The following is a 21822-nucleotide window of genomic DNA, read 5'->3' as shown; positions in this document are numbered from 1 at the left end:
TTCGGAGCTTCCATGCCGGACGACATCACCTTCGATCGCGTCGCCCCCGTGATCCCGGTCCTCGACCTCGACGCCGCCCTGGCCCGCTATCGCCGCCTCGGGTTCAGCGTCCACGCCTACGAGGGCGACGCTCGCTACGGCTTCGCCGACCGCGGCCGCGTATCCCTGCACCTCACCGAGTGGGACGAGCACGACGCGATACGAACCGCCGCGGCCGTCTACCTCTACGTCTCCGACGCCGACGCGCTGCACGCGGAGTGGGCTTCCGCAGACCTGCCCGGCCGCCTCACCACCCCGGTCGACACCGATTACGGCCTGAGGGAATTCGGCTACGTCGACCCCGACGGCACCCTGCACCGGGTCGGCTCCCCACTGAGTTAGCGGTGCCGGACGGCCGTCCGGCCGGACCCGGGTGTGGGTGCGGCCGGACGGCTGGTTCGGGACCTGCTGGTCAGCGGCCGAAGCCGGCGCGGCGGAGGGCGTCGGCCATCGAACCGCTGGGGGCGGGCTGGTTGCGGTTGCCGCCGCCCTGACGCTGTCCGCCCTGGCGCTGGCCGCCCTGGCCGCCCTGCCGGTTGTCGCGGTTGCCGCCGCGCTGGCCGCCGCCCTGGTTGTTGCGCGGGCCGCGGTCGGCACGGTCGGGCTTGGCGTTTCCGGGCTCGTCGTCGAGGCGCAGGGACAGGCCGATGCGCTGGCGCTGGACGTCGACCTCGAGGACCTTGACCTTCACGACGTCGCCGGACTTCACGACCTCGCGAGGGTCCTTGACGAAGTTGTGGGACATGGCCGAGACGTGGACCAGGCCGTCCTGGTGGACGCCGATGTCGACGAAGGCGCCGAACGCGGCCACATTGGTGACGACGCCCTCGAGCACCATGCCGGGCTTCAGGTCGGCGACCTTCTCGATGCCCGCCGCGAATTCAGCGGTCTTGAATTCGGGGCGAGGGTCGCGGCCGGGCTTCTCGAGTTCGGCGATGATGTCGGTGACGGTCGGGACACCGAACCGCTCATCGGTGAAGTCGGCCGGCCGCAGAGCGCGCAGGGCGGAGGTGTTGCCGATGATCTCCTTCACACCCTTACCGCTGGCATCGAGGATGCGCCGGACCACGGGGTACGCCTCGGGGTGCACGCCGGAGGTGTCCAGCGGGTCGTCGCCCTCGCGGATGCGGAGGAATCCCGCGCACTGTTCGAACGCCTTGGGGCCCAGGCGCGGGACATCCTTGAGTGCGGCGCGACTGCGGAACGGGCCGTTGGCATCGCGGTGCGCCACAATGCTTTCCGCGATCGAGTTGGAAATGCCCGAGACCCGGGACAGGAGCGGGACGGAGGCGATGTTCACGTCGACGCCGACGGCGTTCACCGCGTCCTCGACGACCGCGCCCAGCGAGCGGGCCAGCAGGGTTTCGGAGACGTCGTGCTGGTACTGGCCGACGCCGATGGACTTCGGGTCGATCTTCACCAATTCGGCCAGCGGGTCCTGGAGCCGGCGGGCGATGGAGACGGCGCCGCGCAGCGACACGTCCATGTCGGGCAGTTCCTGTGAGGCGTATGCGGAGGCCGAGTACACCGACGCGCCCGCCTCGGAGACCACGATCTTGGTGGGCTTGTTCTCGGGGATGCGCGAGATCAGTTCGGCAGCAAGGGCGTCGGTCTCGCGGGAGGCGGTGCCGTTGCCGATGGCGATGAGCTCGACATTGAAGCGGGCGACCAGTGCGCCCAGCACGGCCAGGGACTTCTCGGTCTGCCCCTGCGGCTTGTGCGGGTAGATGACCTCGGTGGCGACCACCTTGCCGGTGGCGTCCACGACGGCGACCTTCACACCGGTGCGGTAGCCCGGGTCCAGGCCCATGGTCGAGCGGGTGCCGGCGGGCGCCGCGAGCAGCAGGTCGCGCAGGTTGGCCGCGAACACGTCGACGGCATCGCGTTCGGCGGACTGCCGCAACCGCATTCGGGTATCGATGCCCATGCTGACCTGCAGCTTGGTCCGCCACGCCCAGCGCACGGTGTCCAACAGCCAGGAGTCGGCGGCGCGGCCCTGATCGGCGATCCCGAACTTGATGGCGATGCGACCCTCGTAGATCGAGCGCTGCCCGTCCTCGGGCTCCTCGGTGTCGGGTTCGAGGTGCAGGTTGAGCACCTCTTCCTTCTCACCGCGCAGCAGCGCCAGGATGCGGTGCGAGGGCAGCTTGCTGAAGGGCTCGGAGAATTCGAAATAGTCGGCGAACTTCGCGCCCGCCTCCTCCTTGCCCGCGCGCACCGTCGAGCTCATCTGCCCGCGTTCCCACATGAGCTCGCGCAGTTCACCGACCAGGTCGGCGTCCTCGGCGAAACGCTCCACCAGGATGGACCGCGCGCCGTCGAGCTGTTCGGCGTTGTACTGCGCGGGATCGGTGGTCGGGTCCGTCAGGAGTGCGTCGGCCACGGGCTCGTGCCCGGCCTCGCGCGCGATCTGCGCCTTGGTGCGCCGCTTGGGCTTGTAGGGCAGGTAGATGTCCTCGAGGCGGGCCTTGGTGTCGGCGAGCATGATCTGCGCGTGCAGCGCCTCGTCCAATTTGCCCTGGCCACGGATGGATTCGATGATCGAGCCCCGGCGCTCGTCGAGTTCGCGCAGGTAGCTCAGGCGCTCGTCGAGGGTGCGTAGCTGGGCGTCGTCGAGCCCACCGGTGACTTCCTTGCGGTAGCGGGCGATGAACGGCACGGTCGACCCGGCGTCCAGTAGCTCGACGGCGGAGCGCACCTGCTCCTCGCGCACCCCCAGCTCGTCGGCGATACGCCGGCCGACGCTGGCGAGGCGGACGGTGCTCTCGGTGGTCGCTGCACCCGTGGATGCGGCACCTGCGGATGCTGCGCTGACGGTTTCGGAGGCTGTCGTCACGCCCGCAGACACTACCGCCGCCACCCGACAGTGCGTGCAAGGCCCACACAGGATTCGGTCATTGCCCCGCCTCTCCGAGACTTCAGCGCCCCGCCGAGAGCCGTCACCCGTGACGCATGCGTGCCTGCGCCGGGTGCCGAATCACCTCTGGGCGTACCCGGGGAGTTACCCCGATCCTCGCGAAATCAGTTGTTACGTACCGAATTTCACCGTCAGCCGAAATCTCTTGGGGACGCCTTGAATTCGGGGCAGTACACCGCGACGGCCGCGCGGGCGAGCCTTTCCCCGAATCCCCACTGGTCGGTCGCTACAACCGGGGTGCCCGCACGCAGGTGGGCGCAGATGTCCTTGCCCTCGGCGATCAGGCGCTGCCCGTCCGCGGTGTCCTCGTAGCCGGGCGACGCGACCGTCTGGTCGCCCAGGTGACTCAGGAAGAGCACATCGAGGTTGTCCGCGACCGCCTTGCCGCCGCCGAACATCGCGGCGAACAGGGCCAGCCCGGCCAGCGTCGCGCTGAGAAATCCTCTGGTTTCACGCATGATGAATCTCCTTCACGCATGGCCCAAGTTATCCGGTAGGAGGTCGGGCCTGCGTTCGGCCGTGCGGCGCAGCGACTGTTCGTGCCGCCACCCGGCGATCTTGGCATGGTTGCCGGACAACAGGATTTCGGGGACGTCGAGGCCGCGCCAGGACACCGGCCGGGTGTAGGAGGGGCCTTCCAATAGACCGTCGGAGAACGAATCCTGTTCGTGGGATTGCTGATTGCCGAGGACGCCCGGGATCAGCCGGACGAACGCCTCCGTCATGACCAGCACGGCGGCCTCGCCGCCGATGAGCACGTAGTCGCCGATGCTGACCTCTTCGACGCGCACCCGGCGCGCGGCATCGTCGAAGACGCGCTGGTCGATGCCCTCGTAGCGACCGCAGGCGAAGACGATGTGCTCTTCGGCGGACCACCGTTGCGCGGTCTCCTGCGTGAACGGCACGCCAGCTGGAGTCGGCACCACCAGGAGCGCGTCGTCCGGGCACACCTCGTCGAGGGCGTCGCCCCACACGGTCGGCTTCATGACCATGCCCGGCCCGCCGCCGTAGGGGGTGTCGTCCACCGACTTGTGGACGTCGTGGGTCCACCGGCGCAGGTCGTGCACCTCCACCTCGAGCAGACCCTTGTCGATCGCCTTGCCCAGCAAGGCCGCTCGCATCGGCTCGAGGTATTCGGGGAAGATCGTGACTACGTCGATTCGCACGCCGCTACTCCGGGTCCAGCAGGCCCTCGGGCGGGTCGATGACGATCAGGCCGTCGGCGACCGACACCGTCGGCACCATGGCCAGCACGAACGGCACCAGGATCTCCCGGCCCGCGGGCGGGAACGCGTCCCCGGCCTTGATCGAAAGCAGTTCTCCCGCAGCGGAATGCAGCACCTCGTTGACGGTGCCGACCTGGGTGCCGTCGCCGAGTTCGACGCGCAGGCCCTCGAGTTCGTGATCGTAGTACTCGTCCGGGTCCTCCGACGGTGGCAGATCCGCGGAGTCCACCACGAACAGCATGCCCCGCAACGCATCCGCGGCCGTGCGGTCGGCGACGCCGTCCAGACGCAGGAGAAGCCGGCCCGAGTGCTCCCGGACCGACTCCACTTCGAATTCCTGCGTCTGCTTCGCGCGCGGCAGCTTCCCCTTCAGGACGCGGCCGGGCGCGAACCGCAGTTCCGGCTCGTCGGTGCGGACTTCTACGACGAGTTCGCCACGCACACCGTGTGACTTGGCGACCCGCCCGACGACCAGTTCCATCTACTGATCCGTGTCGACCACGTCGACGCGAATGCCCTTACCGCCGATCCCGGCGACCAGGGTGCGCAGGGCGGTCGCGGTACGACCGCCACGACCGATCACCTTGCCCAGATCATCCGGGTGCACGTGCACCTCGACGGTCCGGCCACGACGGCTGGTGATCAGCTCGACGTGGACGTCGTCGGGATTGGCGACGATGCCGCGCACCAGGTGCTCGACGGCATCGGCGACAACGGCACTCATTACTCGGCGGCTTCGGTGGTGGCCTCGGCCTCGGCGGCCTCGTCCTTCTTGGCGGCCTTCTTCTTCGGGGTGACGGCCTCGGCGACCGGCTCGTTCTCGGCGGCGGCCAGCGCGGCGTTGAACAGGTCCAGCTTGGACGGCTTCGGGGCCTTGGTCTTCAGGGTGCCCTCGGCGCCCGGCAGGCCCTTGAACTTCTGCCAGTCGCCGGTGATCTCCAGCAGACGCTTCACCGGCTCGGTCGGCTGCGCGCCGACACCCAGCCAGTACTGAGCGCGCTCCGAGTCGATCTCGATGAGCGACGGCTCTTCCTTCGGGTGGTACTTGCCGATGGACTCGATGGCGCGGCCGTCACGACGAGTACGGGCGTCGGCGATGACGACGCGGTACTGCGGGTTGCGGATCTTGCCCATACGGGTCAGCTTGATACGAACAGCCATGAGCTGATGCCTTTCAAATGGTTGGTCACGTCGCAATTCAGCAGCCCACACGAGGTGGACCCGGTTTTGCGTCAAGTGCTGTGACCGCCGCGCGGTACGGAACCGGAGACGGGCTGACACTGTCCTCGATGAGGACGGTCGTCCATTCTGCCAGAGCACCGGCGGCCCGGAGAAATCGCCCTGAGCCGGCCCCGGAAACACCACAGCCCACCGGGTACGACCCCGATGGGCTGCGTCTCACGCAGAGCCTACGGCTGAACCGGGCCGGGCCCGGAGCTCCCGGACGTCAGCAGCTTCACGATCAAACCGGCCAACACGCTAATGGCCAGGGTTTCGATAGACCCCACGGTCATCTCCTCATCGAGTCGAAACAACAAACGTCTGAAGCATGACCGATTCACTTTGAATGCGCAGCCGAATCGCCAGACCCGTCCGACCGACCCCTCACCTGCGGCGGATGCAGCTCATGGTGCAGAACTTGGCGGGTCGCCTGAGCACCCGGAGCTCAGCGGTGGCTGGTGACCGGGTCGCGGCGGTTGTAGACGCGGCCGCGTAATACCACCCAGGAGGGGGTGGCGAGCGCGGCCAGGTTTTCTCGTGGGTCTTCTTGGTACACAACGAAATCGGCGGGGGCGCCGGGTTCGATGCCCGGGCGGCCGAGCCAGGTGCGGGCGTGCCAGGACGAGGCGCCGAGGGCGTTGTGCGGGGTGAAGCCGGCGCCGGCGAGGGCGGCGATCTCGTCGGCGATGCGGCCGTGGCGGATGGAGCCGCCGGCGTCGGTGCCGGTGTAGATGGGGACGCCGGCCTCGTGGGCCTTGGCGACGGTGGCGCGGGAGCGGCGGTGCAGGTCGCGCATGTGGGCGGCATAGGCGGGGAATTTGGTTGCGCCGTCGGCGATTCCGGGGAAGGTGTCGATATTGATGAGGGTGGGAACGAGGGCGGTGCCGTGGGCGGCCATCAGGGCGATGGTGTCGTCGGTGAGGCCGGTGCCGTGCTCGATGCAGTCGATGCCGGCGTTCAGCAGGCCGGGCAGGGCGTCCTCGCCGAAGACGTGGGCGGTGACGCGGGCGCCCTCGCGGTGGGCGGCGTCGATGGCGGCCTTCAGGATGTCGTCGGACCACAGTGGGGCGAGGTCGCCGATCGCGCGGTCGATCCAGTCGCCGATGATCTTGACCCACCCGTCGCCGCGGCAGGCCTGCTCGGCGACGATCTCGGGCAGGTCGCGCTCGTCGTCGAGTTCGATGCCGAGTTCGCGGATGTAGCGCCGGGGGCGGGCGACGTGGCGGCCCGCGCGGATGATGCGCGGGAGGTCGTCGCGGTCGTCGATGAAACGGGTGTCGATGGGCGAGCCCGCATCGCGCAGCAGCAAGGCGCCCGCGTCCCGCTCGACCTCGGCCTGGGCGATCGCGCCCGCCGAATCCTCGTGTCCGCCGCCGTATTTGATGCCAACATGGCAGTGGGCGTCGACCAGGCCTGGCACGATCCAGCCGGAGGACTGCACGGTGTCGGCGCCGGTAATCGGCTCCGCGGAGATCCGGCCGTCGCGCACCCAGAGGTCGCGGACTTCGTCATCGGGCAGGACCACGCCGCGGAAATGCAGCCGCATGCCGACCTCCTCGCCTGGGACGTATGTCTCGACACGAATCCGGGTCCACTATCGCATCAGTCGTCGAGCACGGTGATATCGGTGCGCTCCCGGCAAAGCCCGCGAATGGCATCCAGCCCGGCTGCGATCACCGGATGCTCGGCGCCGCCCCGCCGCACCGCGGACAGATGACGGCGGACCGGGACCGGATCGTCGTGCAGCGGGACGCGCACCACCGCCAGCTCCGGCGGCAGGAACGCGAGCCGGGGCACCGGACTCACCCCGAACCCGTGCGCCACCAGGGCCGCGAGGGCGGTCGGCATCGCACTGATCCGCAGCACTCCCGCGATGCCCGCCCGGTGCGCCGCCAGCTCCGCCCGTGCGCTCTCCGCCTGTGCCGCAAGCAGATCCGCGTGCCGCAGCAGCGTGTGCCCCGCGGCCGTCAACTCCACCCGCATTCCCAAAATTTGAAGCACGCGAGTTTCAATATCCGTTTACGATCGGGTCACACATCACTTTGCTGGAGGCCCACCCATGTCATTGTTGTTCGCCCGCAATCGAATCCGCCTGACAGTCGCCGCGCTGGCGATCAGCGCGACCGTCACCGCAGTCGGCGCCACCGCACAGGCCGCGCCCGTCTCCCTCGACCAGCCGTCCCCGGACACCACCACCGCCGCCCCCGTAGCGACCAGCTCGGGGTCCAGCGCGTTCGGAGTCAACTGGGATCCGGGCATGATCACCGCCTCGGCCGCGGCACCCATCTCGATCGTGGCCGTGATCCTCTGCGGTATCGGGTTGAGCACCGGCAGCACCAAGGTCACGCCCGGCAACGACAACCCCTGCCTGCCGATCTGACCTCACCGTCGGCCCCTGGCCGCCGCCGGAACCTGTGGCCCGCGGCGGCCCGGCCCGCCGATCACGGCCGGGCGAAATCACCCAGCAGGCTCGACAGGTCGTGCCGGACCGGCAGCCCATGCCCGGGAACCAGAATCCCGGCCTCCAGCGTGCTGAGCGCGCGGGCGCTCGCGAGCGTCCCCGCCTCATCGTGGTTGAACACGCTCGGAAGAAGTTGCAGACCGGTCTCGAGCAACAGGGGGTGACCGGTGACCAGGGCGTCGCCGGAGAACAGCACACCCTCGGACGGCATCAGATACGCCGTGTGACCGTTGGTGTGACCGGGCGTCGGCACCTCGACGAAACCGCCGGGTAGCGCCGCCAGGGTATCGGCGTCGGCGGTTCGAGCGGTCGGCACGGTCATCCCGATGTGACCGACGCAGGCGCGCAGGGTCTGCGCGACCCAGACCGCCCCGCGCCGAGTCCGCAACTGCCGCACCATGTCCACGGGCGTGATCTGCTGCAGGTACTCACGTTTGGCGTGCCGGACCTCCTCGGCACCGGTGTAGACCGGCACGCCCAGGCGTTCGACCAGGGTCGGAATCGCACCGATGTGATCGAGGTGCGCATGGGTCAGCAGGACCGCGGCGATATCGCCGAGCTCGTGCCCGATCTGGCGCACCGAGCTCAGCACCGACTCGGTGTCGGCGGGATATCCGGCGTCCACGACGGTCACGCCGCGCTCGTCACTGACCAACGCCCAGTTGACGTTCGTGCCCGCGACGACGTAGACGGAATCGGAAACCTGGTCGATTTTCACGTACCCCTCCTCAGTGTCGGATTCGGTGGTCGATCACGGTTGGATTCGATGTTCGATGACGCCGATGCCGTCGATCTCCAGGCGCAGCTCGTCGCCGGGAGCCAGCCAGCGGCCCACTTCCATACCGCTGCCACCGGGCAGGGTGCCGGTGGCCAGCAGCTCACCCGGATACAGCTGCTCCGAGCGCGAGACATGCGCAATGGCCTCACCGAGCGAGAAGCGCATGCCCCCGGTCCCGGTGCGGGACACCGTCTCCCCATTGATCGCCACCGTGGCCGTGAGCCGATCGAGCCGGTCGGCCACCGCCGCACCGGCGACCGCCGTCCCGGACATCGAGCTGACGAAATGCTTGGACTTCTGCGGGCCGAAACCCGACCGCATTTCCGCCAATTGCACATCCCGCGCCGAGAAGTCGTTGACGACCACCACCGCCGCGATCGCGGCCAGCGCCTCCTCCGGCGACGCGTCGCGCAGGGGAACGCCCAGCACCACCCCGAGTTCGAGCTCGAAATCCAGTGCGCGACTGTAGGCGGGCGGCGCGATCGGGACACCCGAGGGCACGATGGTCAGCGCATTGGACAGGTAGTAGATGGGCTGGGCGTACCAGAGCCGGTGCGGCCGGTAGGCCGGGAACGTCCGGCGGGTCATCGTCTCGTACGCCTGCCCGAGCCGGTATCCGCCGGGCAGGAATCGGCGGGCCATCCCGCGCGCGGCGTCCACGGCATGCTTCTCGTAGAGCATGAAGTCCCGGAACGAGGCCGGGCATACCGGCAGCACCGTGGCCCCGTCGGCGAGGTCCAGGCGCTCGTAGCGGGCCAGCTCGAACTCCTCGGTCCAGGCCGAGGGCACGAGATCGGCTGCGCCGCCCTCGGATTCGCCGACCGTCGTCCACCCGCCACCGGTGTCGATCTGGCGGAGGATGCACCGCCGGCCGCGGTCGAGGGTGCGGCGCAGGCGCGGGAGCGGGGTGGGTTCGGTCATCGCATCACCGGTTCTGCCGCGTCGGAGGACACCAAGTGGTCACGCAGGAACCGTACCGATAATTCCGACCATTGCACGGCATGACCCATGGCGCAGTGGTCGTCATCCGCGTACAGGACCAGTTGGGCGTTGGGGGCACCGATGGCGATGTCGATCGAATCCTGGGTACGAACGCACGATGACCCTTGGCCGGGAACGCAATTCGGCCCCGCCCGGGTGGGGCGGGGCCGAATCGGGTTCGCGCGGATCAGTTCTTGGGGAAGTTCAGCTTCGAGAGGTCGAAACCTTCCAGGCCCGGCGGCAGCTCGTTGAGACCGGCGGGGAGGTTGGAGAGGTCGGGCATACCGGCGGGCATGCCGCCCGGGAGGCCGGGCATACCGGGGAAGCCGCCGCGCACCTTCGGCGGGGTCGGGCCGCGCCCGCCCTTCTTGCCCTTCTTGCCCTTCTTGGTGTTCTTGCCGCCACGGCCCGCGCCCGGCAGGCCGAACTGCCGGGACATCGCGCCCATCATCTTCCTGGCCTCGAAGAACCGGTCGACCAGCTGGTTGACGTCGGACACCGCGACGCCCGAGCCATTGGCGATGCGCAGGCGGCGGGAGGCATTGATGATCTTGGGGTTGGCGCGCTCGGCGGGGGTCATGCCGCGGATGATGGCCTGCACCCGGTCGAGCTGCTTGTCGTCGACCTGGGCCAGCACGTCCTTCATCTGCCCCGCGCCGGGCAGCATGCCCAGCAGGTTGCCGATCGGGCCCATCTTGCGGATGGCCAGCATCTGCTCGAGGAAGTCCTCGAGGGTCAGCTCACCCGAGCCGATCTTGCGGGCGGCCTCCTCGGCCTGCTTGGCGTCGTAGACCTGTTCGGCCTGCTCGATCAGGGTGAGCAGGTCGCCCATGCCGAGGATGCGGCTGGCCATGCGGTCGGGGTGGAAGACGTCGAAGTCCTCGAGCTTCTCGCCGGTGGAGGCGAAAAGGATGGGCTGACCGGTGATTTCACGCACCGACAGGGCCGCACCACCGCGGGCGTCGCCGTCGAGCTTGGTCAGCACGACACCGGTGAAGCCGACGCCGTCGCGGAAGGCCTCGGCGGTGGCGACCGCGTCCTGACCGATCATGGCGTCGAGGACGAACAGGGTCTCGTCGGGGTTGACGGCGTCGCGGATGCCCGCGGCCTGCCGCATGAGCTCCTCGTCGATGCCGAGGCGACCGGCGGTGTCGACGATGACCACGTCGTACTGCTTGGTCTTCGCCTCTTCGATACCGGCGCGCGCCACATCGATCGGGTCGGAGGCCGAGACGCCCAGCGGGTTCTCGCCGCCGCCGATGGAGGTGCCCGGGTGCGGCGCGAAGACCGGCACCCCGGCCCGCTCGCCGACCACCTGCAGCTGGGTGACCGCGCCGGGACGCTGGAGGTCACAGGCCACCAGCAGCGGCGTATGTCCTTGCGCCTTCAGCCATTTGGCGAGCTTGCCCGCGAGGGTGGTCTTACCGGCACCCTGCAGACCGGCCAGCATGATGACGGTCGGCGGGTTCTTGGCCAGCCGCACCCGCCGGGTCTCGCCGCCGAGGATATTGACGAGCTCCTCGTTGACGATCTTGACGACCTGCTGCGCCGGATTCAGGGCGGCGGAGACCTCGGAGCCCTTGGCCCGCTCCTTGATCTTGGCGATGAAGCCGCGCACCACGGGCAGCGCCACGTCGGCTTCGAGCAGCGCCAGCCGGATCTCACGGGCGGTCGCGTCGATGTCCGCCGGCGACAGGCGTCCCTTGCCACGCAGATCCTTGAGGGCACCGGCCAACCGGTCGGAAAGGGATTCGAACACCGATGCTCCTGATCTCGAGGGACGTCACTCGAGATACCAGGGTAGTGGGATCCGCGTGATGCCGTTGCGCCAGGCTCGGACCTGCGCGAACGAGGCGGCGTGGCAAGCGGTTCCGGCGGCTATTCCAGCGAGCGGGGACGCGGGCCGGGCCGCCGCAGATCATGGTTCTCGGTGGCGACCATACCGACCGCCTCGCGGGCGGTGAGGCCCAGTTCCAGGGCGAGCCCGTCCAGCAACGCCCATTCGGCGTCGGAGGGCGCCTGGTCGGCGACGGTGGACGCGATGGTCATCGCGGTCACCGCCTGCTGACCGCTCAGGGTGCGCCCCGGCAGCCAGGAGACCACCCAGCGATCACCACCCACGCAGCGGGCGATGTGTGCGGTCAAATCGCTGGTCATCATCGACGCGGATACGACTTCGATTGCCACCGACCTGCTCCCCTCATGCTCGCGACAGCTTGGGACCTCCGGATCGACCTTGCACGCGAATACTAGGGTGTGACTCCGATCACCCGATCGGTATTGCAGCAAATCTCCTGCAACATTCTGATTAACCGGCAGACATGCGGTTTGCCCGCTAATCCCGGATCCTGGCGAACAATGGGGAAACCGCCGGGAGATCCGATTCAGCTGTCCGATTCGAGAGGTTTCTTCGGTTGTTGCGGCGGCACCACCGTCAGCATCGCCGCCTCGATCTCCGCCCGCCGCCCGGGCGTGTCGGAAGCGCCCAGATCCAGGCAGAACGAGTCGATGACCGCCGAACCCATGGTCACCACCTTCGCCCAGCAGACATTCACCCCGGCCTCAGCCAGCGCCGCGGCCAACCGGCTCAGCAATCCGATGCGATCCTCGGCACGCAATTCCAGCAGCACCCGGCCCGGATCGGCGGTCTCGTGCCAGAACACCCGCGGCCGCGCCTGCGCGAACGGCCTCGGCTGGGCGCCGCCCGCATCGCGCTCCTTGCGGGCCAGCACCGAGGCCAGATCCAGGTCGCCGTTGATGGCGCGGATCAGTTCCTGGCGCAGCAGGCCCGGGTCCGGCGGATCACCGAAACGCGGTGCCACGACGAAGGTATCGATGGCCGAGGCGCCCACACTGGCGAGTTCGGCCGACAGCACCCGCAGCGAGTGCACGGCCAGCACACCCGCCGCGTCGGAGAGCAGACCCGGATTGTCGGGCGCGACCACGGTGACCACATGCTGGTAGCGGCTCTCTCCCGGCTTCAGATCCACGTGCACGCCACCGGATTCCGCGCGGGCGCGCAGCTCGTCGGGAATCGGGGTCGGCTCGGGCAGGGCGTAGCCCGCCATGGCCGTGCGGCAGTTGCGCACGAGATCGCCGATGAGCGAGGCCTTCCAGTCGTTCCACACGCCGGGCCCGGTGGCCAGCGCGTCGGCCTCGGCCAGGGCGTGCAGCAGTTCCAGCAGCTGCGGGTCACCGTCGAGCGCGTCGATCACCATCTTCACGGTGTCGGAATCGGTGATGTCGCGCCGCGTGGCCGTGTCGGGCAGCAGCAGGTGGTGGCGCACCACGCCCGCGAGCATCTGCACGTCGGAAGGCCACAGCCCCAGGCGATTTCCGATAGAGACGGCCAGCTCCGCACCGACCACGCTGTGATCCTCGGTGCGGCCCTTGCCGATATCGTGCAGCAGCGCGCCCAGCAGCAGCAGGTCCGGGCGGGCGACCCGGGTGGACAGCGCCCCGGCCTGGGCGACGGTCTCCATGAGGTGACGGTCCACGGTCCAGGTGTGCATGGCATCGCGCGGCGGCAGGTCGCGCACCACGCCCCATTCCGGAAAGAGCCTGCCCCACAGGCCCGTCCGGTCCAGCGCCTCCACGGTGTCGACGGCGCCGCGGCCCGTGCCCAGCAGGACCAGCAGGTCGTTGAGGGCTTCCTTGGGCCACGGCTCGCGTAGCTCGGGCGCGTCCTCGCCGAGCCGGTTGAGCGTGGTCGCCGACATCGGCAGCCCGGTCTGCGCCGAGGCCGCGGCCACCCGCAGGATCAGCCCGGGATCGCGCTGCGGCCGGGCATCGCGGGCGAGCACCACCTCCCCGGAGTGTTCGACCACCCCCTCATCGAGTGGTCGGCGTACCGGGGCGCGGCGCAAGCGCGCGAGCCCGCGCCGAGGCAGCGCGTTCCCTGCGGTCCGCAGCCCGACGTCGGTGGAGTAGCTCACCGTGCGGGCCGCATCACTGAGCGTGCGGGCCAGATCGAAGCGATCCCCGATGCGCAGGGCCGCCCCGATCTCGTCGGCGTCCTGGGCCCGCAACTGGTCGCGGGCCCGGCCCGCCACCCGGTGCAGTTCGGTGCGGACATCCAGCAGGCGGCGATGCGCCTGCTGCAACCCGCCACCGGGCACATCCGGACCGAGCCCCGGCATGGCGTCGGTCAGTTGTGCGATGGCGAGCGCGTCCAGCAGCTGGATGTCCCGCAGCCCGCCGCGCCCGTTCTTGATATCGGGCTCGGCGCGGTGCGCGACGTCTCCGCTTCTGCGCCAGCGGGTTTGGGCCTGTTCGATCAGGGCGTCGAAGCGGGACCGAATTCCGGCGCGCCAGTCCCGGCGCACGCCGCTGATGAGCAGGTTGCTCAGACCGTCGTCGCCCACGATGTGCCGGGCCTCGAGCATGCCGAGGGCGGCGGTGAGATCGTCGGCGGCCACGCGCAGCGCCTGCGGGACGGTGCGCACGCTGTGATCGAGCTTGATGTGGGCGTCCCACAGCGGATACCAGAGCTGATCGGCGACCTCGGCGACCCGCTGCGGATCGACGTCGTCGTAGAGCAGCACCAGATCCAGGTCGGAGTAGGGCAGCATTTCCCGGCGGCCCAGTCCGCCCACGGCGACGAGGGCGAGCCCGCTGTCGGCGGTGATGCCGACCTCGTGGCCCTTGGTGGTCAGCCACAGCTCGTAGAGATCCACCAGCGCTTCCCGCAGCGCCTCGGGGTCCAGACGGGCCGCGCGGCCGTTGGCGCTGTGCTCCGCGAGCAGTTGGTTGCGGGCCCGGACCAGGTCCGAGGCTCCGCCGGAAACCTGCTCGGCCTCGGTTCTGTCGTCGCGTTCCTGCTGGAAACCCACAACCCACCACCCATCTGAATTCAGTTCTTCGCCGCACATGGGGGCGGCCCCGCCACCGCCGGTTCGACACCGACGGTGGCCGGGGCCGCCACTGGTTCCGCTGTTCTGGTTACCGCCTACAGAGCGTCGGAACCGCGTTCGCCGGTGCGCACCCGGACGATGGCGTCGACCGGGGTCACCCAGACCTTGCCGTCACCGATCTTGCCGGTGCGGGCGGCCTCGACGATGACCTCGACGACCTTGTCGACGGAGGCGTCGTCCACGACCACCTCGACCCGAACCTTCGGGACGAAGTCGACGGAGTACTCGGCACCGCGGTAGACCTCGGTGTGGCCCTTCTGGCGACCGTAACCCTGAACCTCGCTGACGGTCATGCCGAGCACGCCCGCCTGCTCCAGGCCGGTCTTCACGTCCTCCAGGGTGAACGGCTTCACGATCGCAGTGATCAGTTTCATTTTCGTCATGCCTCCTTGACGGCGGCGGTGCGCGCCGCACCACCCACAGCAGCGAAATCGTATGCCGTTTCAGCGTGATCCGACTCGTCCATGCCGACGAACTCCTCTTCCTCCTTGGCGCGGAGACCGATGGTGAACTTGATGGCGAACGCGATGATCAGCGTCACGATGAACGAGAAGGCAAGCACCACACCGGCTCCCACGGCCTGACGCCACAGCTGGTTGAAGCCGCCGCCGTAGAACAGACCCGCGACACCGGCCGGCGCCTCCTTGGTGGCCACCAGGCCGACCATCAGGGTGCCGATGATGCCGCCGACCAGGTGGACGCCCACCACGTCGAGCGAGTCGTCGAAGCCCAGCTTGAACTTCAGGCCGACGGCCAGGGCACAGGCCACACCGGCGACCGCGCCGATGGCCAGCGCGCCGAGGACGTTCACCGAGGAGCAGGACGGGGTGATGGCGACCAGACCCGCGACGATGCCGGACGCGGCGCCCAGCGAGGTGGCGTGACCGTCACGCAGCTTCTCCACGAGCAGCCAGCCGAGCATGGCCGAGCAGGTGGCGAAGGTGGTGGTCAGGAAGGTGGAACCCGCGGTGCCGTTGGAGGACAGCGCCGAACCGGCGTTGAATCCGAACCAGCCGAACCACAGCAGACCGGCGCCGAGCATGACGAAGGGCAGGTTGTGCGGACGCATCGGGGTCTTCGGCCAGCCCTTGCGCTTACCCAGGACGAGGCAGAGGGCCAGGCCCGCGGCACCGGCGTTGATGTGGACCGCGGTACCACCGGCGAAGTCGATCACGTGCAGCTTGTTGGCGATCCAGCCGCCCTCGTGAATGACATTGCCGTCGGAGTCGGTGGCATTGAAGTCGAAGACCCAGTGCGCGACCGGGAAGTAGACGATCGTGGCCCAGACCGCGGCGAACAGCGCCCAGGCGCCGAACTTCAGACGGTCCGCCACCGCGCCCGAGATCAGGGCGACGGTGATGATCGCGAACATCAGCTGGAACGCCACGAACACGGTCATCGGAATGTGGGTGTTACCGGCCAGCGGGATCCCGACGACCTTGGTCGGATCGGAATCCGCGACCGCGTCGGGACCGATCAGGCCCTTGAGGCCGAAGAACTGCTTCGGGTTGCCGATCAGTCCGAACTTGTTGTTGCCGAACGCTGCCGAGAATCCGAAGATTGCCCATAGCACGCCGACGATGCCCATGGCACTGATGCTCATCATGATCATGTTGAGCACGTTCTTGCTACGGACCATGCCGCCGTAGAAGAACGCGAGCCCCGGGGTCATCAAAAGCACCAATGCCGAACTCGCCAACATCCAGGCTGTGTCGCCGGTGTTCGGCAAATCAACGATGGGGTACGCCACCTTTGTCCTCCTCATCTCTGGCCCCGCAGCAACCTGCGAATAAGCCTGCAATGAGATTCACCAGTCGGTGTTTCAGCCGTGATCCTGCGGCGTTTCGCCTAGGTGAACGGGTGAGCTTGCACTGTTGCGGTCACGTTTCCGAAACCGCACCGCTGTTAGGACGACCGGGTGAGGATGATGTTGATTTCGGTATCGATGCAGTTCAGTAGCGGTTAACCCAGCAGGGCGTCGACGAAGGCGCCCGGTTCGAAGGGTGCGAGGTCGTCGGCGCCCTCTCCCAAACCGACCAGTTTGACCGGAACGCCCAGCTCATGCTGCACCTGGAAGACGATTCCGCCCTTGGCGGTTCCGTCCAGCTTGGTCAGCGCGACACCGGTGATGTCCACGACGTCGGCGAAGACCCGCGCCTGCATCAGGCCGTTCTGGCCGACCGTGGAGTCGAGCACCAGGATGACCTCGTCCACCGCGGCCTTCTTCTCCACCACGCGCTTGACCTTGCCCAGCTCGTCCATCAGGCCGGTCTTGGTGTGCAGGCGACCGGCGGTGTCGATGAGCACCACGTCCACGCCGCGATCGATACCGGCCGACACCGCGTCGAAGGCCACGGCCGCGGGATCCGCGCCCTCCTTGCCGCGCACGGTCTCCGCGCCCACGCGCTCACCCCAGGTCTGCAGCTGATCGGCGGCCGCGGCGCGGAAGGTGTCGGCCGCGCCCAGCAGCACCCGGCGGCCGTCGGCCACCAGCACACGCGCCAATTTGCCGGTGGTGGTGGTCTTTCCGGTGCCGTTCACGCCCACGACCAGCAGGATCGACGGGTGATCGGCGTGCGGTAGGGCACGGATGGAGCGATCCAGCTCGGGTCGTAGCGCGTCGACGAGCACCTCGCGCAGCAGGCCGCGCGCGTCGGCGGCGGTGCGGATGCTGCGGGCGGCCATCTCCTGACGCAGCCGCTCCACGATGGCGGCGGTGCTGGCGGTACCCAGGTCGGCCATGACCAGGGTGTCCTCGATCTCCTCCCACGAGTCCTCGTCCAGATCGCCACCGCCCAGCAGGCCGAGCAGCGACTTGCCGACGGCGTTCTGGGAGCGGGACAGGCGACCGCGCAACCGGGTCAACCGGCCCGCGGTGGGCTCGATCTCGGCGATGGCCGGGGCGGCAGCCTCGGCGGGGGGCGCGGTTTCGGGCGCGGCGGCGGGCGCACCCGCGTGCGCGGCGATGGCGGCCTCGGCGGCAGCGGCCACCTCGGCGGCGGCGACCGCAGCCTCGGCGGCCTCCTCGGCGGCGGCCTCTTCCGAGGCGGGGTGCTCGACGACATCCCCGGCGGCGGTGCCGGCCGCGGTCTCACCGGCCTGCTCGGCGGCCTCGACCGCCGCAGCTCGGGCGTTGTCCTCGGCGTTCTCGGTCGACTGCGCGGCCGCGTCACCCGCGTCGGCGGCCTCGCCGGCCTCGGCGGCTGGGGCGGATTCGGTGGCCGGGGCGGATTCGGTGGCGACGGGCTCGGTGGGCGTGACGGGCTCGGTGGCCGGAGCGGGCTCGGGGCCCTGGACCGGTTCGGGGAGGCGGACATTGGTGATGCTGCGCTTGGCGGCGTCGCGCGGGACGGCGGCGTCGTCGCCGACGTGTGGCTGGCCCTCGTCGTCGGTGCGCTCGGGCGGGAGCGGCAGCGGTTGCGGCTTGGGTTTGGCGGCGGGCGCCTGCTCGCGCTCCGCGGTGCCGCTGCCCTGGCTGAAGTTGAATCCGGTCGAGGCTTGATATCCGCCCGACCGGTCGGTCACCTCCTTGGTCTCGGTGACCTCCGGGGTCAGCGAGATCCGGCGGCGCTTGTTCAGGGCGTAGCCGGCAACCAGCGCCACGAGCAGCACCGCCGCGATCGCGGCGATGAGAATCCACAGTTCAGCAGTCGTCACGCCCCCATCCTTTCAGAGGCACCTGTATTGCCGGATTCACATACCTACCGACGCGTCGCAGGGCAGTGTCGTCTATCACGCAGGGCAGTGTCGTCTATCACACAGCGAGGCCGTCCGATGCGGAGACACGCCGGGGAGGGGCTTGGAAATCCCAGCAACTACCAACCGGTCTGCTCGAGATCGTGCCACAGTGCGGAAGGAGCGGCGAATGCGACACCGAGACAATAGGATCGGCGACGTGACCGATCGAAATGTGCTTGGGGGACCGCTGGAGGAGTGTGGCACCGATCCTCTCACCGGCTTCTACCGGGACGGATGCTGCAGCACCGGTCCCGAGGATTTGGGCAGCCACACCGTCTGCACCGTGGTGACGGCGGAATTCCTGGAGCACCAGAAGTCGATCGGCAACGACCTCGTCACTCCGCGGCCCGAGAACAACTTCCCGGGCCTGCAACCGGGCGACAGGTGGTGCGTGGTGGCCGTGCGCTGGCTGCACGCCCACGAGGACGGGGTGGCCGCGCCGGTGGTGCTGGCAGCCACCCACGAGAACGCCCTCGAGGTGGTGCCCATGGAAACCCTGCGCAAGTACGCCGTCGACGTCCCCGACGACGTCAGCGACCTGCTCTGAGACCCTGCCGCAGTCGGCTCATCCGCCGGTGTGCAGCTCGTTGTCGCTACCCCTGCGCAGCAATGCCTCTGTGGCGCTGCGCAATTCGACGCGAGCCGCGCACAGCTGCGGGTCCGAGGCGAAGGCCACACGGTCGGCGCCGGCGTGCAGGGGGCCGTGGAGGACCTGCAGGGTGATGGAGCCCGCGACGGCGCCGAAGAACAGGGCGATCAGGGCGGGGCGCTCACCGGCCAGGGTGAGGGCGAGCGCGGCCTGACCGCCGAACACGGCCGCGGTGGCCGCCGAGAGCACCAGCGAGTGGGTCATGTCGGCGCGCAGCGCCTCGCCCTCGTCGTAGGCGTCCACCACGGCGATGCCCAGGCCCAGCACCACCAGGTCGGCCGCGATCACCGACAGCATGGCAGTGCGCGGCAGGACGTTGAGCCCCAACAGGATCAGGGCCGCGCTGAGCCCGAGCAGCAGCGCGCCGATGGTGAGCAGCCCGGCCGCCGACCGCCGCGAATCCTCGGACCATTCGGCGTGCTGTCCCAGCATCCCGAGCATGGTGCCGAGCAGCGCCAGCAGGGTGAGCGCGCCGAGCAGGTACCCGGCGGGCAGGAAGCCGCCCACGGCGGGCATGGCCAGCAGGGCTGACAGTGGCAGCAGCCCGACCCGCCACCAGCGGTCCACGCGCTCGACGGCGCCGAGGGGCAGCAGCCGCACGAAGACTCCGCTGAAGGCCAGCACCGGCGCGCACACCAGCACGATCCGCGGACCGTCGAACCAGGAGTTGCCGCCGGCCAGCCGATCCGCCACCACGGCCGCGGCGAATGCCAGCAGCCCGATGGCAGCCCTGCGTAACAACGGCTTTCGCGGATCCCGCGCCAGTAGATACAAACCGAGCCACCATGCGACACCGAACGTCGCGGCCGACACCCAAACCACGCAGGGAGCGTACTTCCCCACCGCCCTGTTGCGGGTCCATACCAAGACGCCAAATATGGCCTTCTACCAGTATTTTTCGCCTCCACACCCGTCTCGTCACACCTTCGCATCCGTTCGGACACACCCAGGTCACGAAGTGCCCCAACGGCTTTCAGGGCGGGGCCGATCAGGGGCTCATGCGGGGGTGGCGTGGCGACGGCGATGGGCCTTCTGACGGCAGGCGGCGGAGCAGTAGCGGGCCGGGCGGCCGGTGCCGGTCGGGTGAATCGGGGTGGCGCAGATCGGGCAGTGGGGTATTTCGTCACGCGCCCTGGTTTCATCACGGGGCGCGGGCGGGTTCCGGAGTTTCGTTACGGTGCCGGATGCGGCCCGGGCGCGCATGGAATCCAGGACCAGGGCGGCGGGGCGGGACAGTTCGCGACCCGGGCTGAGGCGTTGGATGGCAACACATCCCGTGAACAGGGCCAGCACGTCGGAGAGCGCGAGGTCCGGGCGGACCGCGCCGGCGCGCTGCGCGGCGACCAGCAGATCGTCGAGGGCGGTGTGGAAGCGGGCGCCCGCGTCCTGCACCAGTTCGCGGGGCCAGCCGTCATTGGCGGCCAGGTCGCAGACGGCCTGGTTGCGATGGGACGAGACGATGACCTCGGTACAGAAGACGAAGAAGGCCCGACCCGGGTCGGGCGCATCCCGCAGGCGGTGCGCGAGAGCGGTGAGGCGGTCGATGCGCTGCTGCATGACCGCTTCCAGCAGTGCGGTTTTGGTGGGGAAATGCCGGTAGACGGTGCCCGCGCCGACGCCCGCGCGGCGGGCCACCTCGGCCAGCGACACCGCGACGCCGGCCTCGGCGAGGGCCCGCTGTGCCGCGGCCAGCACCAGCGCGCGATTGCGGCGCGCATCGGACCGGGTGTTCGGGGCGGGCTTGTCGCGGAGCGGGGTCGGCTCTACGCGGGACAGGGTGCGCTCCATGTCGGACAGGGTGGGCTCTACGTGGGACAGGCTGGGCGCGGACATTTCGTTACGCGGGTCCTTTCCGGTGGTGGTCAACGGAAACGGGCGGTTCTAGCGTCCATATTCGGGTCGACCGACCCGAATACTACCGAACGAACGGCTGACGATGTCTTCTCGAAATGATCCGACCGAGCCTTCTCGCAATGATCTGGTGCTGGTGACCGGGGCGACCGGCAAGCAGGGCGGGGCCACCGCGCGCCGGCTGCTCGCTTCCGGCCGGGCGGTGCGGGTGCTGGTGCGTGATCCGGAATCGCCTGCGGCACAGGAACTCGCGGCCGCGGGTGCGCAACTGGCCATCGGGGACTTCGACGCTCCCGAGTCCCTTGCCCCGGCACTGTCCGGCGTGGGCGCGGCCTTCCTGGTACCGCCCGCGACCTTCGGCCCGAACGGCTGGGACACCGAACTGGAGGTCGAGCGCGGCACGCGGTTCATCGCGGCGGCGCGCGCCGCCTGGGTGGAGTTCATCGTGTTCACCACCGTCGCCTCCTACACCGAGGACGGCAAGTGGGGTGCGCAGGGCAAGCGGCGAGTGGAGGAGGCGTTGCAGTCCAGTGGTCTGCACTGGACGATCCTGCGCCCGGCCCGCTTCATGGAGAACTACTTCATGCAGGGCTTCCCGGTGGACGGCATCAACGATGGCGTGCACAAGCATCTGTTCCCGGCGGACCGGCCGGTGCAGTCCATCGCCCTCGACGATATCGCCGTGTTCGCGCACCTGGCCTTCGCGGATCCGGCCCGATTCCACGGCCAGGTCCTGGAATTGGCGGGTGACGATCCGACCATGCCCGCCGCGGCCGCGGCCATCACGGCCGCCACCGGGCATGCGGTGCGGTACCTGGAGGGCACCGAGGCCGAGGCCGATGCCATGGGGCCCGAGGTCGGGGCGGTCTGGCGCTTGTCGCGGCAGGGCCAGGGCTGGCACGCCGACATTCCCGCGCTGCGCGAAATCCACCCCGGTTTGCGGACTTTCGACATGTGGCTCGCCGAAACGGGTGCGGCGCGGCTGAAGTCGCTGCTGGACGGGTGAGAACCGCGGGCGAGGCGGACCGGAGCCTCCTCTCCCGCGGTC

The 21822-nt window shown here is 69.3% G+C and carries 22 protein-coding genes; 4 read left to right on the top strand and 18 right to left on the bottom strand.

Features of this window, described 5'->3' with window-relative positions; genetic code table 11:
* The first annotated feature begins 12 nt into the window (after positions 1–12).
* Positions 13–381 carry a bleomycin resistance protein gene (locus tag ACFXN1_RS25740; protein ID WP_379401132.1) on the top strand — a complete coding sequence of 123 codons (369 nt, stop codon included), beginning with the start codon at positions 13–15 and terminating at the stop codon, positions 379–381.
* A 70-nt stretch (positions 382–451) separates the two neighbouring features.
* Here the strand turns inward: ACFXN1_RS25740 and ACFXN1_RS25735 are convergent, their stop codons facing one another.
* The 8 genes from ACFXN1_RS25735 to ACFXN1_RS25700 form a co-directional block, all read right to left on the bottom strand.
* The gene (locus ACFXN1_RS25735) at positions 452–2770 is read right to left on the bottom strand and encodes a Tex family protein (protein WP_379438785.1); all 2319 of its coding nucleotides are present in this window, start codon (positions 2768–2770) and stop codon (positions 452–454) included.
* Between the two features lie 317 nt (positions 2771–3087).
* On the bottom strand, positions 3088–3414 hold the full coding sequence (locus ACFXN1_RS25730) for a DUF732 domain-containing protein (protein WP_379438739.1): 327 nt from the start codon (positions 3412–3414) through the stop codon (positions 3088–3090).
* Positions 3415–3426: 12 nt separating this feature from the next.
* Complete coding sequence (gene trmD, locus ACFXN1_RS25725; RefSeq protein ID WP_379438741.1) at positions 3427–4122, bottom strand: tRNA (guanosine(37)-N1)-methyltransferase TrmD; 696 nt, start codon at positions 4120–4122, stop codon at positions 3427–3429.
* A gap of 4 nt (positions 4123–4126) precedes the next feature.
* Positions 4127–4663 carry a ribosome maturation factor RimM gene (gene rimM, locus ACFXN1_RS25720; RefSeq protein ID WP_379438742.1) on the bottom strand — a complete coding sequence of 179 codons (537 nt, stop codon included), beginning with the start codon at positions 4661–4663 and terminating at the stop codon, positions 4127–4129.
* Positions 4664–4906 (bottom strand): RNA-binding protein, encoded by a 243-nt coding sequence (locus ACFXN1_RS25715; RefSeq protein WP_029930032.1) that lies wholly within the window; start codon positions 4904–4906, stop codon positions 4664–4666.
* A complete protein-coding gene (gene rpsP / locus ACFXN1_RS25710) occupies positions 4906–5343 on the bottom strand; it encodes a 30S ribosomal protein S16 (RefSeq protein ID WP_356997761.1) in 438 nt (145 codons plus the stop codon). Before rpsP ends, ACFXN1_RS25715 begins: the two co-directional genes overlap by 1 nt.
* 505 nt (positions 5344–5848) lie before the next feature.
* Positions 5849–6949 carry an amidohydrolase family protein gene (locus ACFXN1_RS25705; RefSeq protein ID WP_379438744.1) on the bottom strand — a complete coding sequence of 367 codons (1101 nt, stop codon included), beginning with the start codon at positions 6947–6949 and terminating at the stop codon, positions 5849–5851.
* A 56-nt stretch (positions 6950–7005) separates the two neighbouring features.
* Positions 7006–7404, bottom strand: coding sequence for a hypothetical protein (locus ACFXN1_RS25700; protein WP_379463683.1), 399 nt, complete (start codon positions 7402–7404; stop codon positions 7006–7008).
* 58 nt (positions 7405–7462) lie between these two features.
* Between ACFXN1_RS25700 and ACFXN1_RS25695 the strand changes: the two genes are divergently transcribed.
* Entirely contained in the window at positions 7463–7783 is a 321-nt protein-coding gene (locus tag ACFXN1_RS25695) for a hypothetical protein (RefSeq protein ID WP_379438747.1), read from the top strand.
* A 61-nt stretch (positions 7784–7844) separates the two neighbouring features.
* Here ACFXN1_RS25695 and ACFXN1_RS25690 read toward each other — a convergent pair whose 3' ends face one another.
* The 8 genes from ACFXN1_RS25690 to ftsY all read right to left on the bottom strand — a co-directional run bounded on the left by ACFXN1_RS25690 (position 7845) and on the right by ftsY (position 18193).
* On the bottom strand, positions 7845–8582 hold the full coding sequence (locus ACFXN1_RS25690) for an MBL fold metallo-hydrolase (RefSeq protein ID WP_379401126.1): 738 nt from the start codon (positions 8580–8582) through the stop codon (positions 7845–7847).
* A gap of 33 nt (positions 8583–8615) precedes the next feature.
* Positions 8616–9563, bottom strand: coding sequence for a fumarylacetoacetate hydrolase family protein (locus ACFXN1_RS25685; RefSeq protein WP_379438749.1), 948 nt, complete (start codon positions 9561–9563; stop codon positions 8616–8618).
* 247 nt (positions 9564–9810) lie between these two features.
* Positions 9811–11382 carry a signal recognition particle protein gene (ffh, locus tag ACFXN1_RS25680; RefSeq protein ID WP_379438750.1) on the bottom strand — a complete coding sequence of 524 codons (1572 nt, stop codon included), beginning with the start codon at positions 11380–11382 and terminating at the stop codon, positions 9811–9813.
* Positions 11383–11501: 119 nt separating this feature from the next.
* A complete protein-coding gene (locus ACFXN1_RS25675; protein WP_354837728.1) occupies positions 11502–11810 on the bottom strand; it encodes a hypothetical protein in 309 nt (102 codons plus the stop codon).
* A 197-nt stretch (positions 11811–12007) separates the two neighbouring features.
* Positions 12008–14455, bottom strand: coding sequence for a [protein-PII] uridylyltransferase (locus tag ACFXN1_RS25670; protein ID WP_379438752.1), 2448 nt, complete (start codon positions 14453–14455; stop codon positions 12008–12010).
* 116 nt (positions 14456–14571) lie between these two features.
* Positions 14572–14910 carry a P-II family nitrogen regulator gene (locus ACFXN1_RS25665; protein ID WP_040859831.1) on the bottom strand — a complete coding sequence of 113 codons (339 nt, stop codon included), beginning with the start codon at positions 14908–14910 and terminating at the stop codon, positions 14572–14574.
* Between the two features lie 5 nt (positions 14911–14915).
* Complete coding sequence (locus tag ACFXN1_RS25660; RefSeq protein WP_379401122.1) at positions 14916–16301, bottom strand: ammonium transporter; 1386 nt, start codon at positions 16299–16301, stop codon at positions 14916–14918.
* Between the two features lie 197 nt (positions 16302–16498).
* Entirely contained in the window at positions 16499–18193 is a 1695-nt protein-coding gene (gene ftsY / locus ACFXN1_RS25655) for a signal recognition particle-docking protein FtsY (RefSeq protein ID WP_379438754.1), read from the bottom strand.
* A gap of 238 nt (positions 18194–18431) precedes the next feature.
* Here ftsY and ACFXN1_RS25650 point away from each other — a divergent pair, with 238 nt between their 5' ends.
* Positions 18432–18821: a DUF2237 domain-containing protein gene (locus ACFXN1_RS25650; RefSeq protein ID WP_326357779.1), complete on the top strand. Its 390-nt coding sequence runs from the start codon at positions 18432–18434 to the stop codon at positions 18819–18821.
* Between the two features lie 18 nt (positions 18822–18839).
* Here the strand turns inward: ACFXN1_RS25650 and ACFXN1_RS25645 are convergent, their stop codons facing one another.
* A complete protein-coding gene (locus tag ACFXN1_RS25645; RefSeq protein WP_379438755.1) occupies positions 18840–19745 on the bottom strand; it encodes a hypothetical protein in 906 nt (301 codons plus the stop codon).
* Between the two features lie 174 nt (positions 19746–19919).
* A complete protein-coding gene (locus tag ACFXN1_RS25640; RefSeq protein ID WP_379438757.1) occupies positions 19920–20756 on the bottom strand; it encodes a TetR/AcrR family transcriptional regulator in 837 nt (278 codons plus the stop codon).
* A gap of 103 nt (positions 20757–20859) precedes the next feature.
* Between ACFXN1_RS25640 and ACFXN1_RS25635 the strand changes: the two genes are divergently transcribed.
* On the top strand, positions 20860–21780 hold the full coding sequence (locus ACFXN1_RS25635; RefSeq protein WP_379438758.1) for an NmrA family NAD(P)-binding protein: 921 nt from the start codon (positions 20860–20862) through the stop codon (positions 21778–21780).
* Positions 21781–21822: the final 42 nt, after the last annotated feature.

Source organism: Nocardia sp. NPDC059154, from assembly GCF_042755705.1.
Classification (GTDB): domain Bacteria; phylum Actinomycetota; class Actinomycetes; order Mycobacteriales; family Mycobacteriaceae; genus Nocardia.
Note: the sequence above shows the minus strand (reverse complement) of the source record. Positions and strands in the feature narration are given on the sequence as shown.

Excerpts from the sequence above, each read along its gene's own strand:
- ACFXN1_RS25740 (WP_379401132.1), top strand. The coding sequence starts at position 13 with ATGCCGGACGACATCACCTTCGATCGCGTCGCCCCCGTGATCCCGGTC.
- ACFXN1_RS25730 (WP_379438739.1), bottom strand. The coding sequence starts at position 3,414 with ATGCGTGAAACCAGAGGATTTCTCAGCGCGACGCTGGCCGGGCTGGCC.
- ACFXN1_RS25665 (WP_040859831.1), bottom strand. The coding sequence starts at position 14,910 with ATGAAACTGATCACTGCGATCGTGAAGCCGTTCACCCTGGAGGACGTG.
- ACFXN1_RS25695 (WP_379438747.1), top strand. The coding sequence starts at position 7,463 with ATGTCATTGTTGTTCGCCCGCAATCGAATCCGCCTGACAGTCGCCGCG.
- ACFXN1_RS25660 (WP_379401122.1), bottom strand. The coding sequence starts at position 16,301 with ATGAGGAGGACAAAGGTGGCGTACCCCATCGTTGATTTGCCGAACACC.
- ACFXN1_RS25715 (WP_029930032.1), bottom strand. The coding sequence starts at position 4,906 with ATGAGTGCCGTTGTCGCCGATGCCGTCGAGCACCTGGTGCGCGGCATC.
- ACFXN1_RS25705 (WP_379438744.1), bottom strand. The coding sequence starts at position 6,949 with ATGCGGCTGCATTTCCGCGGCGTGGTCCTGCCCGATGACGAAGTCCGC.
- ACFXN1_RS25635 (WP_379438758.1), top strand. The coding sequence starts at position 20,860 with ATGTCTTCTCGAAATGATCCGACCGAGCCTTCTCGCAATGATCTGGTG.
- ACFXN1_RS25685 (WP_379438749.1), bottom strand. The coding sequence starts at position 9,563 with ATGACCGAACCCACCCCGCTCCCGCGCCTGCGCCGCACCCTCGACCGC.
- rpsP (WP_356997761.1), bottom strand. The coding sequence starts at position 5,343 with ATGGCTGTTCGTATCAAGCTGACCCGTATGGGCAAGATCCGCAACCCG.
- ACFXN1_RS25640 (WP_379438757.1), bottom strand. The coding sequence starts at position 20,756 with ATGTCCGCGCCCAGCCTGTCCCACGTAGAGCCCACCCTGTCCGACATG.
- rimM (WP_379438742.1), bottom strand. The coding sequence starts at position 4,663 with ATGGAACTGGTCGTCGGGCGGGTCGCCAAGTCACACGGTGTGCGTGGC.